Origin of the sequence: Trabulsiella odontotermitis, from assembly GCF_001188485.1 — a bacterium.
In the GTDB taxonomy this organism is placed as follows: Bacteria; Pseudomonadota; Gammaproteobacteria; order Enterobacterales; family Enterobacteriaceae; genus Trabulsiella; species Trabulsiella odontotermitis_A.
In genome coordinates this window covers 73,874-92,046 of the sequence record NZ_JNGH01000088.1, presented here as the reverse complement: position 1 = coordinate 92,046, position 18,173 = coordinate 73,874, and the positions used below count along the sequence as shown (strand labels likewise).

Genomic DNA, 18,173 nt, shown 5'->3' with positions numbered 1-18,173 from the left:
ACTACATCAACGGTGTGGCCACCNNGGCGTGGTCGGTACGGGCTACAACGACACCTTCTCTGCAACACTCGGAACGGACATCTACAACGGCGGTGGCGGTACCACCATCGTTTCCGGTGAACGTGTCTGGAGTAACACAGGCGGTATCGATATCGTCGACTATCGGCTGGCCGGAACGACATCACTGAACATCGATCTCAGCAAAACCACGGCACAGAACACGGGCTTTGGTAACGCGACGTTTGTGAACATCGAGGGTCTGGCGGGTGGTCAGGGTAGCGATACCTTCACCGGTAACGCGGGCAACAACTACTTCGAAGGCCGCGGCGGGAATGACATCTTCAACCTCGACGTCGTCGGGAAAGGGGGTGGTCAGGATACCATTGATGCGGGTGAAACCATTGGTAACTACCTGAGTGTGACTTACAACGGTAAGGATACCGTGGTGTCCATCGACCGCGACGGCAGCGGCGGAGCATTCAACTCCACCACACTACTGACGCTGACGGATACCAGGGCTGACCTGGCGACGCTGCTGGCTAACCACCAGTTGATCCTCTCCAGCGAGGCGACTGCAGGTATTGCTAACTACAGCGCCCTGAGCGAAGGGATGACCGCCAACCTATGGACCGGTTTTAACTCCGCCGGTGAGCAACTGGAAAACATCACCACGCTGATCAGTACCAGCGGCGATGACGTCATCACGGATAACTCAGCGGATAACGTTCTTGAAGGTGGAGCAGGTGATGACACCTTCTACCTGATGAACGGCGGTAACGACACGCTGATGTACAAGGTGCTGGATGGCATGGGTAATGACGCTACCGGCGGCAACGGTCATGACGTGGTTCACGCCTTCAGGGTGGGCGACGTGGCGACCGACAGTGACGCCGATACGCTCAACCTCAGCGATCTGCTGGATTACAGTGGTCCAAATGGGTAATGACGCTACCGGCGGCAACGGTCATGACGTGGTTCACGCCTTCAGGGTGGGCGACGTGGCAACCGACAGTGACGCCGATACGCTCAACCTCAGCGATCTGCTGGATTACAGTGGTCCAGTCTCCTTCTTCGAGAACAACGGTAAGACGGAACTGGATACGGCATCCAAAGGACTTGAGGATTACCTGAAGACAGAAGTGGTCGGTAACGACACGGTTATCAGCATCGACCGTGATGGTCTGGGCGGACAGCATGGCTTCACGCAGGTTGTCACCCTGGCCGATGTGCAGACCGATCTGGTCACTCTGCTGCAGAACAACCAGATCACGATTTAACCCGGCAATCCCCGCCATCTTCGGATGGCGGGCTATCTGCTCGCGCCCGTTGTCAGGGCGCGACAGAAGGGATAAGTGAAGGCGAATTGTCTGAATATTGTTATTTATCAATGAATTACTGGGTTAATCTGGGAGTTAAAAATGAAAGCAACCTGTTTTAGTTTGAATAAATTCAAGTTGATTCTCTGCGCGGTGGCAGGGCTTAGCGCGACGGCAGCGTCGGCTGAACCTTACCGCCCGGTTGCAGCAGTGGTACCAGAACAGGCGCAAGTGGTGATGTACTACCCGCAGGGAAGCGTACCGGCGGCGGTGTATGTCGACCGTGAGCTGCAATCGGCGTTACTGCCAGGTGAGTTTACCGTCTTTTGCGTGACGCCAGGGGCGCATGCGATCGAGTCGGTGTTCAACGATCAACCGCTTTATCAGGGCAAGCAAAACCCGACGCAGCAACTGCCTGCCGAGGGTGGTGAAACCTACTTTGTGCAGGTAAACCCCGGCACAACCGGCAACACCGCGGCACTGGAAGAACGCCCACAAGCGGAGACGATGCTGAGCGGTCTGCAAAAACACACCCGCACCGTGAACCGTGCCTCGCAGGTAAAAAGCTGTAATTACATCAACACCAGCGGCGTGGTGCTGATTCAGGAGCAGATCCTGTTCCGTTTCGCGAAAAGCGATGCCGCCGGGATCCTGCCAGAATCCCGCAGCAAGCTGGATGCCGTGGTGAAGTTCATTAAGCAGGCCAGTAACGTCAGTGAAATTCAGCTTATCGGCTTCACCGACGCCATCGGCAACCGTGAGGCTAACCTGCGTCTCTCTGACGCGCGCGCCAACACGGTACGGTCGTTGCTGATCAATAAAGGGATCAAACCTGAGATGATTAACAACACGATGGGCCAGGGCGTGGCGCAGTCAGCGGAAGGGTGTGGTACCCGCGCCAGTCAGCAGGACGCCGGGTGTAACGTTAACAGCCGCCGCGTGGATATTCTGGTCAGAGGTAACTAATTAATCCGTCTTACTAAAAACGGACCGCCGAAATGGGGTCCGTTTTTTAATGGCTTAATTAGAGATATGCGTTTTGTCACATCTTTATTATTACTTCCTTAGTGCGACATAAATATAACAATTAATTAATAATTGAAAGGTATTCTTAGGATAATTTCTCGGCTGTTGCTATTTATTTGTTTTTCGGGGCTTGCTGGTCTTTTTAACTGCCGGAAATAGAGAATTTCTCTCAATTTTTAATGCGTCTGCAGTCACTAAATTGCCACTTAACGCCTTAATTTTTCTTATTTTTAATGCTTATTAAATAAGGATATTCCTAGACGAAAATTGAGCGGTAATAGCAAGCGTTGTGATATAACAAGTAAAGTAAAAGCACAGTAATAATCGTGTCGCTTTAAGGTTTTACGTAAGCCAGGGAACAATAATGAGTGTTCAGAATTCTGCGGCTGAGATGTCCTCTCCTTCTCATTTTGAAAATATTGAAGACCACGGAAAAGATTCTCTTCTGTGGGGCGTGGAGTGGATTTGCGCGCATCACACAAAGCGGGTAAGTAAGGAAGTTTTATATTCCGGTTTACCGCGTAGCGAAAGACTTGATCCAGAAACTGCCTTGCGCATGCTGGAGCAGGTCGGTATTTCTGCGGGCTGGGTAAAGCGCGATCTGAATAAACTCTCTTCTTATCTGTTTCCGTTACTGATTGCCCGTAATGACGGCAGCTATTGCATTCTCACGGCGCGCCGTGGAAAGCGTGGCCAGTACATCTATCAGGTGGTGGTGCCGGAAAGCGGCGGCGCGTTAATGCTGGCGGAGGCGGAACTGCTGGAAAGCTACGCCGGATACGCCATGGTGGCGACGCCAAAACCCAAACTGGATGCGCGCGCCGACGATCAATTGCTGCCGAAAGGGCCGGGCGAAGGGCACTGGCTGTTTTCGACCCTGTGGCGCTATCGCCGTTATTTTTACAGCGCGGCCCTGGCGGCGCTGCTGGCGAACGTACTGACGCTGGCGAGCACCTTTTTCACCATGAACGTCTACGACCGCGTGATCCCGACGCAGGCCTACGTCACGTTATGGTCGCTGGCAGTGGGCGTCATCATCGCCATTGTTTTTGAATTTACCACCCGACAGGTGCGAACCTGGTTGATTGACGTGGCCGGGAAAAAAGCCGACCTGATCCTCGGCGCGAAGCTGTTTCGCCAGGTGATGGCGATGCGCATGGAGAATAAGCCGCAGTCCTCCGGGACCTTCGCGAACCAGCTGCGTGACTTTGAAGCGGTGCGCGATTTCGTTACCTCCGCCACGCTGGCAACGCTGTCGGATCTGCCGTTCTGCGCGCTGTTCATGTTCGTCATTTACATGATTGGCGGCGCGCTGGCGTATGTGCCGCTGGCGGCGATCCCGATCATTCTCATCGCCAGCGTCATTATTCAGTGGCCGCTGGGCCGCTACATGGAAGAGAACATTCGTGAAATCTCGCTCAAGCAGGGGCTGCTGATTGAGAGTATCGAAGGGCTGGAAGCACTGAAAGCGGCGCGCGGCGAAGGGGTCATGCAAAAACGCTGGGATGACTTCAGCGCCATGGCGGCGGCGTCCTCCATGAAAACCCGTTATCTCTCGATGATGACCTCAAACTTCGTCACCTTTATTCAGCAGATCACTACCGTGTGCATCGTGGTGTACGGCGTGTACCTGATCCACGCGGGCGACCTCACCATGGGGGCGATGATCGGGGTGGTGATCCTCTCCGGGCGTTGCCTGGCGCCGCTGGCGTCGGTGGTGGGATTAGCGCTGCGTTATCAGCATGCGAAAACGGCGCTGAAATCGCTGAACAATTTGATGGATGCCCCCACCGAGCGCGACCCTACTATTTCGTATCTGCCGACACCAAAATTCACCGGCAGCATGCGGCTGAAGAAAGTGTCATTTGCCTGGCCGGTGCCCGGCATGATGGTGCCGATCCGCGTGCTGGAAAACATCAATATTAAGATCACCCCCGGGGAGCGTATTGCGATTCTGGGCAAAATCGGCAGCGGTAAATCTACCCTGCTGCGCGTGATGGCGCGGCTGTTCCAGCCCGCAGGCGGCCAGGTCTTTATCGATNNTGGCCCCGGCCGACTGGCGTGCCGCCGTAGGGTATGTCGGTCAGGACTGCCGGCTGTTTTACGGCACGCTGCGTCAGAACGTCATCATCGGCAACCCGAGCGTCAGCACGGAAGATTTTTTACGCGTTGCCAGCATGACCGGCCTCGATCATATCGCCGCCCGCCATCCGCTGGGCTATGAAATGCCCATTGGTGAAATGGGCAACGGTCTCTCTGGCGGGCAAAAACAGCTGGTGGCGCTGGCGCGTTGCCTGCTGTTGAAACCCAAAATTTTGCTGATGGATGAACCGACAAGCTCCATGGATGCGATGACAGAAACCCTGTTCCTGCGCCGCCTGAAAGAGGCGACAGAAGGGCAGACGCTGATCATCGTCACCCACCGCATGTCGGTATTAAGCCTGGTCGATCGTCTGATCGTACTGGAAGACGGTCACGTCGCCAAAGACGGACCGAAAGAGCAGGTGATCGCCAGCCTCAATGAAAGCGCGCAGAAAAAGCCGCAGGCACCGATGCAGTATCGGCCGAAGTAATTACCCCTGACAGACGGTTTCAGTTGTAGAAATAAGGTAGAGATGATGAGCAACGACGATGTGAACGATAACGCATCCGACAAAACAGTAAAACTGGTGACGAGTGCCTCCTCTCCCGCGCTGAGAAAAATCGGCGCGCCTTCGCCTGCGGGTAAAACAGCAAAGCCGCAGCAGGAACCGCCAAAACAGGTCACCGGGAAAGTGAAGTCGGAAGATCTGAAGTTCATGCACGATCTGCAGGGCGCGCTGATTTCACAGAAGACACCGTTTAGCATGATCATGCTCTACCTCATTGCGTTCATTGTGATTGCCGCCACGGTGTGGGCGCACTACGCCCGCGTCGAAGAGATTACGCGCGGTGACGGTAAAGTGATCCCTGCCAGCCGTGAACAGGTGATCCAGAGCCTCGAAGGGGGGATTCTGGAGCAACTGAACGTGCACGAAGGCGACGTGGTGGAGAAAGGGCAGATCCTGCTCAAAATCGACCCCACCCGCGCCGGGGCCAGCTATGGCGAATCACTGTCAAAAGTGCAGGGGCTGAAAGGCAGCATCGCCCGTCTGCGTGCGGAGGCGTACGGCACGCCGCTGGAGTTTCCGTCGGATATCGCCAACAACACCTCCATTGTTCACGACGAAACTCAGGCCTACAACGCGCGTATCAAAACCCTGAATGAAAGCGTGGATGCGCTGCGTCACAGCCTGGCGCTGGCGCAAAACGAAGTGAACCTCTCTGAACCACTGGCTAATAAAGGGCTGATGTCGGACGTGGAAATTCTGCGTCTGAAGCGTCAGGCCAACGAGTTCCGCTTACAGATTGCCGAACGTACCAACCGTTTCCGCTCTGACGCCAACAGCGAGCTTAACCGTCTGGAATCCGAACTGGCTCAGGCCGAAGAGATCCTGCGCGGGCGTCAGGACGTCATGGACCGCACCACGGTCGTCGCGCCGGTACACGGCACCGTCAACAATATTCGCGTCACCACACGCGGCGGGGTGATTCAGCAGGGCGCTGAAATCATGACCATCATTCCACTTGAGGACAACCTGTTGGTGGAAGCGAAGATCAAACCGTCTGACGTGGCATTTATTCACCCTGGCCTGCCGGCGACGGTGAAAATTACCGCTTACGACTATGCCATATACGGCGGTCTGAGCGGCGTGGTTGAGCATCTCAGCTCAGATACCCTGATAGATGAAGAAAAGGCCCGGATGGGTCGCGGTGATTCAACTTACTACCGGGTGTATGTGCGCACGGATCAAGCCGCGTTGCATGTGAAAGATAAAGTGTTCCCGATTATGCCAGGGATGGTGGCTAACGTGGAAATCAGGACCGGCGAGAAGACAATTCTTTCTTATATCCTCAAACCTGTGCTGAAGGCGCGAGAAGCGTTCAGGGAGAGATAAGTTCATGGCCTGTAAAAAGAAAGACCACCGTTGGGCGAAGGTGGCGACGGCGGTTGCGTTCTGCTTACCCTGTTCATCCGCTATTTTTCCTCTGTTTGCAGAGGCGGCGGATCGTTCGCTCTCGTCCTTACCGACAATGCGGACCCAGTCGCAATATATGCGCGCGCAAAAAACGGAGGCGGCACCCGCTACAATGACGTCCCCGACACCCGCGCCGCGACCCATCGTGACAACCCCTGCGGTGCCGGCGATAACGCCGACGCCTGCGCCTGTCAGTCCACCGCCAGAAAACAACAACCGCACGCCGGAGGAGCGCTATGAGCGGATCACCGCTCCGGCAACGGCCAGCGCCATCGTGCCGCCTTCGTCTCCGCCAGCGCCACCGAAGAAAACGAAACCGGCGTTTGTGCGTCTTGATAAGGGCGAAGAGACCACAGAAAACCGGGCCGTGCTGAAGAAAACCTATGATTACTTCCCCCCGGTGACCGAATATTACAAGCCCGATCCGGCGTACAACAAAGTGCGCTGGCAGGGGCAATCAGAGGGAAACCGTGGCCCCCGCGACATCAACAGTATGTTGCAGCAGCAGTTTAAAGGCAGCAGCGAAAACCCGTCGCGCGACTATTTACGTCAGATGGTGGTCAAAGCGCTGTCGTACAGCCCGGAAATGCGCATGTCCTCCGCCGAAGTGCTGGCGATGGAATACAGCGTTGACCAGGCGCGCGGTCAGCGCTGGCCGCAGGTGAAACTGGGCGTGACCTCACCGTTAACTACCGTCGGCGGCAATACGTCCACTAACAACAATTCGCACATCAGCGATACCAGCGGCTCGGTGTCGGTTTCCACGCCCATCATTGACTGGGGGCGGATCGGTAGCCAGGTTGATAACGCGGAAGAAACGGCAAAAGCCGCGCGTTTCGACCAGGATCACACCCGCGAGCAACTGGCCTACAGCACCATTTCGGAACTGATGAACCTGAGCCGCTATCAGCGCAGCCGGATGGTAGCGAAAGCTTACGTCGACAGGATGCAGGAGCTGGTGACCATGCTGTCGCAAATCACCCAGGCGGATCCGGGGCGAGACAGCGAGCTGGTGCAGGCAAAAGCGAAGCTGATGTCGGCGCAGGCGAGTATGGATAACATTGAGCATCAGGTCAGCACCAGCCGCATCAAGCTGGTACGCCTGCTGGGCATTGAGCCGGTGGTACCGGAAGATATCTCCTGGCGTGACACGGTGATCCCGGCCTCGACGGCAATCGCCTCACTGGACCGAAGCCCGATGATGATGAGCCTGCAGGCGAAAGTCCGGGCGGCGGAACATGAAGCAGAAAGCATCAGAGCCTCCAGTCTGCCGCAAGTAAACTGGGTTATTTCGAAAAGCACCGCCAAAGACGTGAACGGCAACGAAAGCGGCTGGTATACCGGCGTGAACGTGGAGTGGAATGCGTTCAGCGGCGGCTCTGAACGGGCGGCGCAGATGTCGGCGCGGGCAAGAGCCAATGCCGCGCAACAGCAATATGAAGTCAGCTACCGCGACCTGGAATATCAGATCAATAACCAGATTCAGATCCGCGATTCTTCATTCTTGCGTGCCGATGATTATGACCGTCTTTCGTCGGAAACCGACCGCGTCCGGCAAATGTTTTATGACCAGTGGTATCACCTCGGGAAAAGGACATTACTGGATGTACTGACCGCAGAAAACGATCACTTTAATAATCAGCTGTCGGCGATTAATAACCGCTACGATGGTTATATTTCCAACATTAACGTTATTTCTAGCGCGTCTATGCTGCTCAACTGGGTTGGCATTAACGGCAATAGCGCCAGAGAATAACGGTCATCCTCTCCTCTGGGGGGATTTTCTTCCCCCCGACAAATAACCGGCGAAATACGCACTAGAATGAACAGAGGCTTTATGCCTCTGTCTGGTCGTGCGCAAAAAACTCATGGGTACCATTGCAGTCAGTAATGACATTTTCCAGTACAGCGTCATCACGTAGAACAGGAACATCACTCTATGAACGCGAACCCGCAATACGAGCCGTGGCTCCAGGCAATGATCGGCGTGGCGCACTATTATCGTCTCGACTTTTCTCAGGAACATGTGCGGGTGACGATAAATTATGAAAGTCAGTCACCTCGGGATCTGGTGTTAAAAGATATGGCGCGCCAGTTGGGCCTTGGGTTGCGCATTGTTCCGGCGAAAGTGGCTTATCTCGATCCCTGGCGATTACCGCTGATTGCGGAATTCGACGGCGGGCAAATTGCGGTTATTAACCGCATGGACGCTGACGGAAATATCAGCTTGCAGTTCAGCGGCGATGACGGGCTGGACACCGTACTGACGCGTGATGACGTCGCCTCGCGCATGAAAACGCTGCTTATTTTGCGGCCGCTGGAATCCACCCCTGATGCCCGCGTTGATGATTATATTCAGCCCTATAAGAAAAACTGGTTCTGGCGGCTGGCATTAAAAGACTGGCGTCGCTACAGCGATATTATGATTGTCGCGCTGGTGGCTAACGTGCTGGCGCTGTCCGGCATGATTTTTTCGATGCAGATTTATGACCGCGTAGTGCCGTCGCAGTCCGAAGCCACGCTGTGGGTCTTATTTGGCGGCGTGATGCTGGCCATTCTGTTTGAACTGGTGATGCGCATGTTGCGGGTGTATATCTCCGACGTGGTCGGTAAACGCGCCGATTTACGCATCTCCGAACGGGTATTTGCGCATGCGCTGCGGATTAAAAACGGCGCGCGGTCTAAATCCACCGGATCGTTTATTTCGCAAATTCGCGAACTGGAATCGGTGCGGGAATTAATTACCTCCACCAGTATTGCGGCAATTTCCGATCTGCCGTTCTTCCTGCTGTTTGTCTTTATTCTGTGGATGATTGGCGGCCCGCTGGTGCTGGTGGTGCTCACCGCAGTGCCGTTATTACTGATCCCCGGCATGCTGGTGCAGCGTCCGCTGGCGCGGCTTTCCACCGAAGGGATGCGCGAATCCGCTATCCGCAACGCGACGCTGGTCGAAGCGGTGCAGGGGATTGAAGACATCAAGCTGATGCGCGCCGAACAGCGTTTTCAGAACCAGTGGAACAACACCAATTTCGTCGCGGCCGACGTTGGTATGCGCCAGCGCTGGCTCACTGGCCTGTTGCTGACGTGGACACAGGAAGTGCAGTCGATTGTGTATGCCGTGGTGCTGCTGATTGGCTGTTACCTGGTCATCAGCGGTGACATGACCACCGGTGCGCTGGTGGGGACCTCCATTCTGGCGTCGCGCACCATCGCGCCGCTGTCGCAGATCTCCGGGGTGATGTCGCGCTGGCAGTCGGCAAAAGTGGCGCTGAAAGGGCTTGATGACTTAATGCAGCGTCCGATCGACGAACCGCAGCGCGGCAAAAAAGTACATAAAGCGCACCTGCGCGGGCACTACCAACTGGAAAACGTCGGTTTTTACTACGATCAGGAAGAGAAGCTGAACGTATTNGGCAAAAGCACGCTGTTGCAGGTGCTGGCAGGGATGCAGGAGCCACAGCAGGGCTCCGTGCTGCTCGACAATATCGCACTGAATCACCTCGACCCGGCGGACGTGCGCCGCGATATGCAGTTGCTGAGCCAGCAGGCGCGGCTGTTCTTTGGTTCCATCCACGACAACATCACCCTAGGCAACCCGACGGCGACGGATGACGATATCCAGCAGGCGCTGGCGAACAGCGGTGCGCTGGAGTTCGTCCGCAAGCAGAAAATGGGCCTGAACTATGTCATCAGCGAAGGCGGCGCAGGCTTGTCCGGTGGCCAGCGTCAGGCGCTGCTGCTGGCTCGCGCGTTGCTGACCTCACCGAACATTTTATTGCTTGATGAGCCNNGCTTGGCACGCAGCGCACGATGGTGGTCGCGACGCACCGCCTGCCGATCCTTGAGCTGGTTGACCGTATCATCGTGCTGGACAACAGCCGCATCGTGATGGATGGCCCGCGTGAGGCAATCCTTAACAAACATGGCTTAACACCGGACAGCAACGTGTCGATGATGAAAACCCCGTCGGCGAATGTCGTGCAGGGGAGAATGTAAATGAGCGAAATGAACCGCTTTAACAGCCGCCTGAGCGAGCCGAGCCTGCCGCGTTCCTCGCTGGTGGCGTGGTTTTTATTTGCCCTGCTGGCGGCGTTTGTCGCCTGGGCGGGCTTTTTCCACCTCGACGAAGTGACCACCGGCAGCGGCAAAGTGGTGCCGTCGTCGCATGAGCAGGAGATCCAGTCGCTGGAAGGCGGCATTATCTACAAGCTGATGGTGCATGAAGGGGACATCGTTGAGCGCGGCCAGCAACTGGCGCAGCTTGACCGCACCAAAACCGAATCCAGCGTGCTGGAAAGCGAATCCAAACTGCATGCCGCGATGGCCACCGCTGCGCGACTGAACGCCGAAGTGAACAACACCGCGCTGGTGTTTCCGCCAGAGCTGGGCAACGAATCCGAACTGGTTCGCCAGGAAACGGCGCTGTTCCAGTCGCGCCGCGACAGCCTGGAGAAAGGGCTGGCCGGTCTGCAACAGGGCGTATTGCTGGTGCAGCGTGAGCTGTCGCTCACCGAGCCGCTGATTAAACAGGGTGCGGCCAGCAACGTGGAAGTGCTGCGTCTCCAGCGGCAGAAAAACGAGCTGGAAAATAAGATCGCCGAAATGCAAAACCAGTATTACGTGCGCGCGCGCGAAGAGCTGGCGCGGGCGAATGCGGAAATCGAAGCCGAGCGTTCGGTAATGCGTGGACGTGAGGACTCACTCACCCGTCTGACCTTCACCGCACCGGTGCGCGGCATTGTGAAAGACATTGACGTGACGACTGTGGGCGGCGTCATCGCCCCCGGCGGCAAGCTGATGAGCCTGGTGCCGCTGGACGATCAGATCCTGATTGAAACAAAAATTCTGCCGCGTGACGTGGCGTTTATCCACCCGGGGCAGAAAGCGCTGGTGAAGGTGACGGCGTACGATTATTCGATCTACGGCGGTATTGACGGTGTGGTGACGATGATTTCGCCGGACACCATTCAGGATGAGGTTAAACGCGACGTCTATTTCTACCGGGTGTACATCCGCACCGACAGCAACCATCTGGTGAACAAACAGAACAAATCGTTTCCGGTCTTTCCGGGCATGATTGCGACCGTGGATATTAAAACGGGAAATAAAACGATTCTTGAGTATCTGCTGAAGCCGTTGAATAAAGCGAAAGAGGCGCTGCGGGAACGATAAGACAGGCCGCTTTTATAATACCCCGGCAGACATCCATGTCACCGGGTGTATTAACGGAAGGTTGTTACACCCACCGATCCAGGAAGGAACTGGTTTCCCGGCAGGCTTCTGCTTGCCAGGGTGACTACTTAAAATGTTTTCTTAACGTTCAGCATCATGCCTTTGTCGCTGATGCCGTCTTCACGNNGCCCCAGCCGTTTTTCCCTGTGTAGTCCAGCTTCATGCCGACGATGCTGTCCACCGCCGTTTCACTGCCGCTGTTCATGTTCAGGTTGAAGTCTCCGGCGTTACGCTCCTGATAGCCGTCTTCCAGCGTGTGGCGCAGTTTGACGCCCGCGTACGGGGTCACGGTCAGCGCTTCACTCAGTTCGAACGCCTTCGCCCCTTCGCTGCGGAACTCCAGATACTGCTGACGCGCGCTGCTGTCAGCGGTTTTGCTGGTGTCGCCGTAAGAGACGGAACGGTTGCTGTCGAGGTTGTGAACGTCATAGCGCAGGGCGTTGTTCCAGCTCAGACCACCTTCGAACGCNNCTGCCGCTGCCGTCGAGACGGGCGATACCGTATTCCATGGTCAGGTTCTGGCTGCCGGTCAGGTCGAGTTTCTGACGCAGGGCCAGCATGTCGTAGTCGGTGTTTTTACCGAGTTCGGCACGCGGGTCGCCTTTCGCCACCACGTTGAACGCCAGACCGTTGCTCACCTGCGGGGCCGCGTCGGCCAGCATATCAAAGCGGTTGCTGAGCATGCGGGCTTCGCGGAACACGCTGGTGGCCTGGCTGCCGCTGACCTGTTTCAGGGCGCTGTTGAGTTCTGCGGTGCTGCCAACGTTGAGGCTGTTGTACAGCTCGTTGTTGGTATAACCGGCGTCGAGCGCGGTGGCCACACTGCTGACTGAACCGTCCGTCGCCACATCGGCGTAGGCGTTTTTGGTCATCGTGACGTCAACGTTGCCCTGGGCGTCGGTGCTGCCCTGCGCGTTCCATACCACGGAAGTGGAAGTGATATTATCCGCGCCCTGAATGTTGCTGCCGGTAAAGGTGTCCTGCAGCACCACCGTGGTGGCCGCTGTACCGCTGGTAAAGCCAGTATTCACTTTCACGTCATCGCCAATCACCAGATTGCTGGCCTTCAGCGTCCCGGCGCTGCCATCGGCGTTAGTGCCGATAACATAATCAGTCAGCACCTGCGGCGCATTCGGATCGGCTGGCGGTGTCGGCACCGTGCCCTGTGACGGTGCGGTATTCGCCGTCGGCACAGCGATATCTTCCCCGGTGTCGGTGGTGTAGGTGGTGCCCGGCGCGTAGATACCACAGCCGGTATCACACAGCAGGTTTATCGACCCGTTGTTAATAATCGCCTTCGTCTTGCCGCCAAACGCGTACGAGTCATCCGCGTAGACGTTAATGACGCCGTCGGCGGTGTTATTAATGGTGGTGGATGTACCATTTCCTTTAATACCGATAAGCCCGGTGCCGTTGGTGCCGTCCGCCTTGCCTTCTTCAGTGCCCACGTTAATGGTGCCGCTGTTGACCAGCTTGATGGTATAGCCGGTTCCGCCGCTAATGGCGACGGCGTTGTCGCCCTGCACATTGATGGTGCCGGCGTTAGAGAAGTTGTAACCGACGCCCAGATCCACCAGGGGCGCATCCGGGTTCACACCGTTAATCACCCCGGTTTCGGTGTTCCATATCCAGGCACCGAGCGCGCTGGTATTCGCGGTCTTAATGGCGCTGTAACCGTTGGTGGCGGTAATGGTCCCGCTGTTAACCTGATAGAGACTGTTACTGGTGCTGGTGTTGGTGACATTGATAATGCTGTTTTCGCCGCCCTCCACGGCATTCCCGGTGTTGCTGAGGGTGGCCCCTTGCTGGTTAAAGAAGTGGAACGTCCCGCCCGCCAGCGATTTACCGTCTTCTGCGATCGTCATATCGCCGGTGTTCACCACGTACTGATCCTTGCTGTCAGCGATGACTGAGCCGGTAAAATCCCCTTCGTTAAAGAAGATGGCGCTGTTGTTTAAGCTCAGCGTGTTGGTGGTCATTGACCCGGACGCACGGTTATAGAGGGATGCGCGGGCAGTGATGGTGTCGGCCTGCAGCGTGCCGCTGTTTTCCAGCCCAGTGTTCACCGTCAGTGCACCATTGACCGTCAGACTAGCGTTGTCTTCGTTGTACAGCCAGGCGGTGCTCTGCACATCACCGGTCAGGGTTTCGCTGCCGTAATTCGCCATTGCGTCAGTAATGGCAAAACCGGTGTCGCTGGCACGGGTATCGGTATCACCGCTGCCGGTCAGGTTTTTCAGCCATACGGCGTCCGTCGGGGCGTCACCCATATGCTCGTCCGAGTCATCCATCGGGCTGCCGTTCAGGTTGATGGCACCGTAGTTAAAAATGGTGCCGGTGCCGTCGTTGTAGAACGCCTGACCATAATCGGCATCGATATTGATGGTGCCAGATTCGTCNNTTATCGGCGAAAGCCGTGACACCCTCGTCAGCGGTGAGGTTGATGGTGCCCTGGTTGGTGACGGTGCCGCCGTTCAGCGCCAGCATGCCGAAACCTTCGTTGTTGACGTTGATGGTGCCGGTGTTAAGGCCGGTGGCATCGCCGTAGCCTGCGTCCGTCGAACCGATAATCATCCCGGCGCTCATGGCGTATAGCGCGCCACTGTCCTGCCAGAAGGTTTTACTGGTGACGGTACCCTCTTCATCAAGGGTCGGAATAAAACCATCGACGTTAATGGTGCCGGCGTTAGTGGCGGTGCCTTTGGCAACGCCCAGGCCATAAAGCCCCGCGCCAGTAAGATTAATGGTGGCACCGGCATCATTTTCCACGCTGCCATAATTTGACGCCATCAGGGCATATTCTACATTGTTGTTCCACATCAGAGGATAGGCGACAGCGCCTGAGCTAAAGTATGGCGTTAATGTCGATTCAATGTTAATCGTTCCACCACTTTCGTTTGTAGCGACAGAGTCAGCGCCATCTGCCAGCATCATTGCTGTTTTACGGATGGTAGCTTCTGCGGGTGTAACATTAATCGTTCCGCTGTTGCTGACGCTGGCACCCTGGTCGGCACGCATTACCACCATACCGACATCAGTATTAATAATACCTTCATTGACAATACTGCTGTTCAAACCTGTCGCCTGTAAAAGCGAATAAAAACTATAAGAAGCCGCGTTCAGATTAGTGAATGAGGTATCTAAAACTGAATTTTCGGTCAGAATGACCTTTCCGCCCTCATTCACTGAGGCGAAAATCGTTGGCGTGCCGCCAATGCTTACAGTATCTATAGTCGAATGACCACTGACGGTAACCGTGTTGTTTCCGCTCACGGAAATACCGGCGACATCATGTTCCAGGCCTACTTTATCAATCGAGGTATTAACGTTTACACCACCCGTTATATCAACCGTGTTACCACTGCCGGTCACTTCAATACCTTTTGCATAAAAACCGACATAAGGGGTGGTGAAATCCATTGTTAACGCACCGTCCAGCGTAACCGAATTATCATTGCCGGAAACCGTCACGCCTTTTAAAACACCTGCCGGGTAGATCTCGGCGTCAGTATCACTTGCGCCAGTCATCGTCACATCACCGGTAATTTCCGTCGTTGCGTTATTCCCCGCCACGCTGACCCCGGTTGCCGCCTGATAAACGCCGTCGGCATTTTTCTCCGCATGGACATTTACCGTGCCGTCGAGCGTCACACTGGCACTGTCGCCGGTAATGCTGGCCCCGGTGCCGTTCAGGCTGCTGTCGATGGTGCCGGTGTTGATGAAGGTCGCATTGTCGCCGCTGACGTTGACGCCCACAGAGCCTGCGTCTTTGACGGTAATGGTCCCGCTGTTATCAATCTTCGCCGTCGCACCATTCACCGCAATACCCGTCGCGCCGTTAGTGACAGTGATATCGCCCTGCTGGTCGAAACTGGCGTTGTCGCCGTTGATGATGGTGCCTGCCGAGCCTTCGCCGTCAGCGGTGGNGTTAATGTCGGTTTTGGTGTCGTCGCCGGAAACAATGGTGCCTGCTTCGCCGCTGCCGCTGGCGCTGGTGTCGCCGTCAACGGTGTTGCTGGTACCGTCGCCGGTAAAGGTGTTGGTGTCCGCGCTGGCGAAGGTGAAATTGCCGCTGCGGTCGTAGATCCAGGTNCGGCGGTCACTTCCCAGCCGGTGACGGTCAGGGTGCGGCCATCAGGCGCGGTCAGCACGTAGTCGCTGCCGTTTTTGACGTAAGTAAAGGTGACCGGCGCATCGCTCTGACCGGTGACGGCGTCAAAAGTGATGGTTTTGGTATTCGGGTCCACGGTGACGCCGTTGCTGTAATCCAGCGTCGGTTGTGGGTCAGGATCGGGAGTCGGGTCTGGCGTCGGGTCCGGGTCTGGTGGCGTCGGGCCAGTGTCAGCGGAGGAATGGCTTGAAAGCAACCTGTTTTAGTTTGAATAAATTCAAGTTGATTCTCTGCGCGGTGGCAGGGCTTAGCGCGGCGGCAGCGTCGGCTGAACCTTACCGCCCGGTTGCAGCAGTGGTGCCTGAACAAGCGCAAGTGGTGATGTACTACCCGCAGGGAAGCGTACCGGCGGCAGTGTATGTAGACCGTGAATTACAGTCTGCATTATTGCCAGGTGAGTTTACTGTATTTTGTGTGACGCCAGGGGCGCATGCGATCGAATCGGTGTTCAACGATCAACCGCTTTATCAGGGCAAGCAAAACCCGACGCAGCAATTGCCTGCCGAGGGCGGTGAAACCTACTTTGTGCAGGTTAACCCCGGCACAACCGGCAACACCGCGGCACTGGAAGAACGCCCACAAGCGGAGACGATGCTGAGCGGTCTGCAAAAACACACCCGCATCGTGAACCGTGCCTCGCAGGTGAAAAGCTGTAATTACATCAACACCAGTGGCGTGATCCTGATTCAGGAACAGGTCCTGTTCCGCTTTGCAAAGAGCGATACGGAGGGGATCCTGCCAGAGTCGCGCGACAAGCTGGATAACGTGGTGAAGTTCATTAAGCAGGCCAGTAACGTCAGCGAAATTCAGCTTATCGGCTTCACCGACGCCATCGGTAACCGTGATGCGAACCTGCGTCTCTCAGAAGCGCGCGCCAGTACGGTACGTACGTTTCTGATTGAAAAGGGTATTAAACCTGAGATGATCAACAACGCGATGGGCCAGGGCGTGGCGCAGTCAGCGGAAGGGTGTGGTACCCGCGCCAGTCAGCAGGACGCCGGGTGTAACGTGAACAGTCGCCGTGTGGATATTCTGGTCAGAGGCAACTGATTAATCTCGCTTAACATAAAACGGGCCGTCGAAAGGGGCCCGTTTTTTATGCCTTATTTAATGTATGCGATGGGGCACATAATTATTTACCACCAAATCTCCATTTGTGCGCCGAATGAAAATTCGTCGTCATTACCACGGCTAAACTGGTGAAGATTGTTGTCGCTGTATGCGATACCGGAAGTGTAGTTTGCATCATTGTCAGTAGCATACCCCCAGTTTTCATCCCACTTCGCATAAGTGGCAAATAAACGGAGCGCCGGGCGAGACCAGATACTGTTTCCTGCCTGCCATTGTTGCGCTAATGTAATTTTATATTGACTGTTGTGGTCGCCTGTTTGCTGAGATTTGACGTTATCGTACCCCATTTCTAATAACGTACTCATGATTGGTGTCCATTTATACATAGAACGCAGACCCGCCGTGTACCAGGTGGCGCCATTATTGTTTTCTCGATCGACGTCCTGATACATTGCGACATACATCAGACCCCATTCATCGTTGAAATCAATAGCGCCATGGTCAAGTACCCGAACCATATGACCGTTATTATTGATGGATGCCCCTTCACTGCGGCCATTATTCTGTGCAGTCATAGAATCGTTAGCGTACTGGATTACAAATTTGTTGTAACCATCCAGAATACTTTGCGTATGTTCTGCTGTGAACATCCAGCCGTCTTTACTGGCACCATCAGCAAAACGGTAGTTATCCTGGGCGTTAGNAGATCCCACTCATTATCAAGATAGCCATACGAGCCGCCGGATTCGCTGTTACGAGTCGCGGCCACCGAGAGTTTACCGAAACCCAGATCGATATTTTCCAGCCCGGCGCCTGGACCGGAAATATCCCAGTAATACAGGTCGATCATATGAACATCATGTCGTTGATAGAAACTTTTCCCTGCCCAGAGAGTGGCACCTGGCAGAGAATCAATCAGGTTTTCGCCTCGCACAGAGGCTATACGAAGTGCCGGACTTGTTGATTCAAAATCCGTTCTTTGCGAAACAGAGTAGGCCAGAAGGGAATCAAAATAAAAACGTTTATTTCCCTCTTTCCAGACTTCTTGTCCCAGCCCAAATTCCGCATATGTTTCACATTCATTTCCGAGTCGGTATTTACTTTGTGCGCCCGTTGCCTGGAAGCATTGCTGCTCTCCACCACTGCCAGTCCAGCCGATACCTGAACGGGCATAACCATGGAAATCAACCGCCATTGCCTGGGTGGATACGAGACTTGCTGTAAAAATCGCTGCCACGGTAAGTTTACGTAAATTAATCATTATTCCTGCTCTCCTGCGAGTATTGATTTTTGTCATCC

Annotated in this window: 8 protein-coding genes and 5 pseudogenes; 10 read left to right on the top strand and 3 right to left on the bottom strand. The window is 55.4% G+C overall.

Going from position 1 to position 18,173, the window contains the following annotated elements; translation table 11 throughout:
- Positions 1–28 precede the first annotated feature (28 nt).
- The 9 genes and pseudogenes from GM30_RS27240 (at position 29) to GM30_RS12445 (ending at position 11,572) form a co-directional block, all read left to right on the top strand.
- The gene (locus GM30_RS27240) at positions 29–943 is read left to right on the top strand and encodes a type I secretion C-terminal target domain-containing protein (RefSeq protein ID WP_155483970.1); all 915 of its coding nucleotides are present in this window, start codon (positions 29–31) and stop codon (positions 941–943) included.
- Positions 936–1,277, top strand: a complete 342-nt coding sequence (locus GM30_RS12475; RefSeq protein ID WP_049848880.1) for a type I secretion C-terminal target domain-containing protein — start codon at positions 936–938, stop codon at positions 1,275–1,277. The genes GM30_RS27240 and GM30_RS12475 overlap by 8 nt, the downstream gene beginning before the upstream one ends.
- A 141-nt stretch (positions 1,278–1,418) precedes the next feature.
- Positions 1,419–2,282 carry an OmpA family protein gene (locus tag GM30_RS12470; RefSeq protein WP_049848879.1) on the top strand — a complete coding sequence of 288 codons (864 nt, stop codon included), beginning with the start codon at positions 1,419–1,421 and terminating at the stop codon, positions 2,280–2,282.
- A gap of 424 nt (positions 2,283–2,706) precedes the next feature.
- Positions 2,707–4,326, top strand: a pseudogene (locus tag GM30_RS12465) (ABC transporter transmembrane domain-containing protein); the annotation flags it as partial.
- A gap of 55 nt (positions 4,327–4,381) precedes the next feature.
- Positions 4,382–4,915, top strand: a complete 534-nt coding sequence (locus tag GM30_RS27590) for an ATP-binding cassette domain-containing protein (RefSeq protein ID WP_338011782.1) — start codon at positions 4,382–4,384, stop codon at positions 4,913–4,915.
- Between the two features lie 42 nt (positions 4,916–4,957).
- A complete protein-coding gene (locus GM30_RS12460; RefSeq protein WP_080993426.1) occupies positions 4,958–6,319 on the top strand; it encodes an HlyD family type I secretion periplasmic adaptor subunit in 1,362 nt (453 codons plus the stop codon).
- Between the two features lie 193 nt (positions 6,320–6,512).
- Entirely contained in the window at positions 6,513–8,156 is a 1,644-nt protein-coding gene (locus tag GM30_RS12455) for a TolC family protein (RefSeq protein ID WP_238582644.1), read from the top strand.
- A 183-nt stretch (positions 8,157–8,339) separates the two neighbouring features.
- A pseudogene (locus GM30_RS12450) lies at positions 8,340–10,396 on the top strand (type I secretion system permease/ATPase).
- The gene (locus tag GM30_RS12445; protein ID WP_049848877.1) at positions 10,397–11,572 is read left to right on the top strand and encodes an HlyD family type I secretion periplasmic adaptor subunit; all 1,176 of its coding nucleotides are present in this window, start codon (positions 10,397–10,399) and stop codon (positions 11,570–11,572) included.
- Positions 11,573–11,747: 175 nt separating this feature from the next.
- Here the strand turns inward: GM30_RS12445 and GM30_RS24400 are convergent.
- Both GM30_RS24400 and GM30_RS28215 read right to left on the bottom strand, forming a co-directional pair.
- Positions 11,748–15,718: pseudogene (locus GM30_RS24400) on the bottom strand (autotransporter adhesin BigA); the annotation flags it as partial.
- 68 nt (positions 15,719–15,786) lie between these two features.
- A pseudogene (locus GM30_RS28215) lies at positions 15,787–15,879 on the bottom strand (hypothetical protein); the annotation flags it as partial.
- A 131-nt stretch (positions 15,880–16,010) separates the two neighbouring features.
- Here GM30_RS28215 and GM30_RS12420 point away from each other — a divergent pair.
- Positions 16,011–16,853, top strand: a complete 843-nt coding sequence (locus tag GM30_RS12420; protein WP_238582643.1) for an OmpA family protein — start codon at positions 16,011–16,013, stop codon at positions 16,851–16,853.
- 86 nt (positions 16,854–16,939) lie between these two features.
- On the opposite strand, the pseudogene GM30_RS12415 reads toward GM30_RS12420, so the two are convergent.
- Positions 16,940–18,135 (bottom strand): annotated as a pseudogene (locus GM30_RS12415) (maltoporin).
- Between the last annotated feature and the right edge of the window lie 38 nt (positions 18,136–18,173).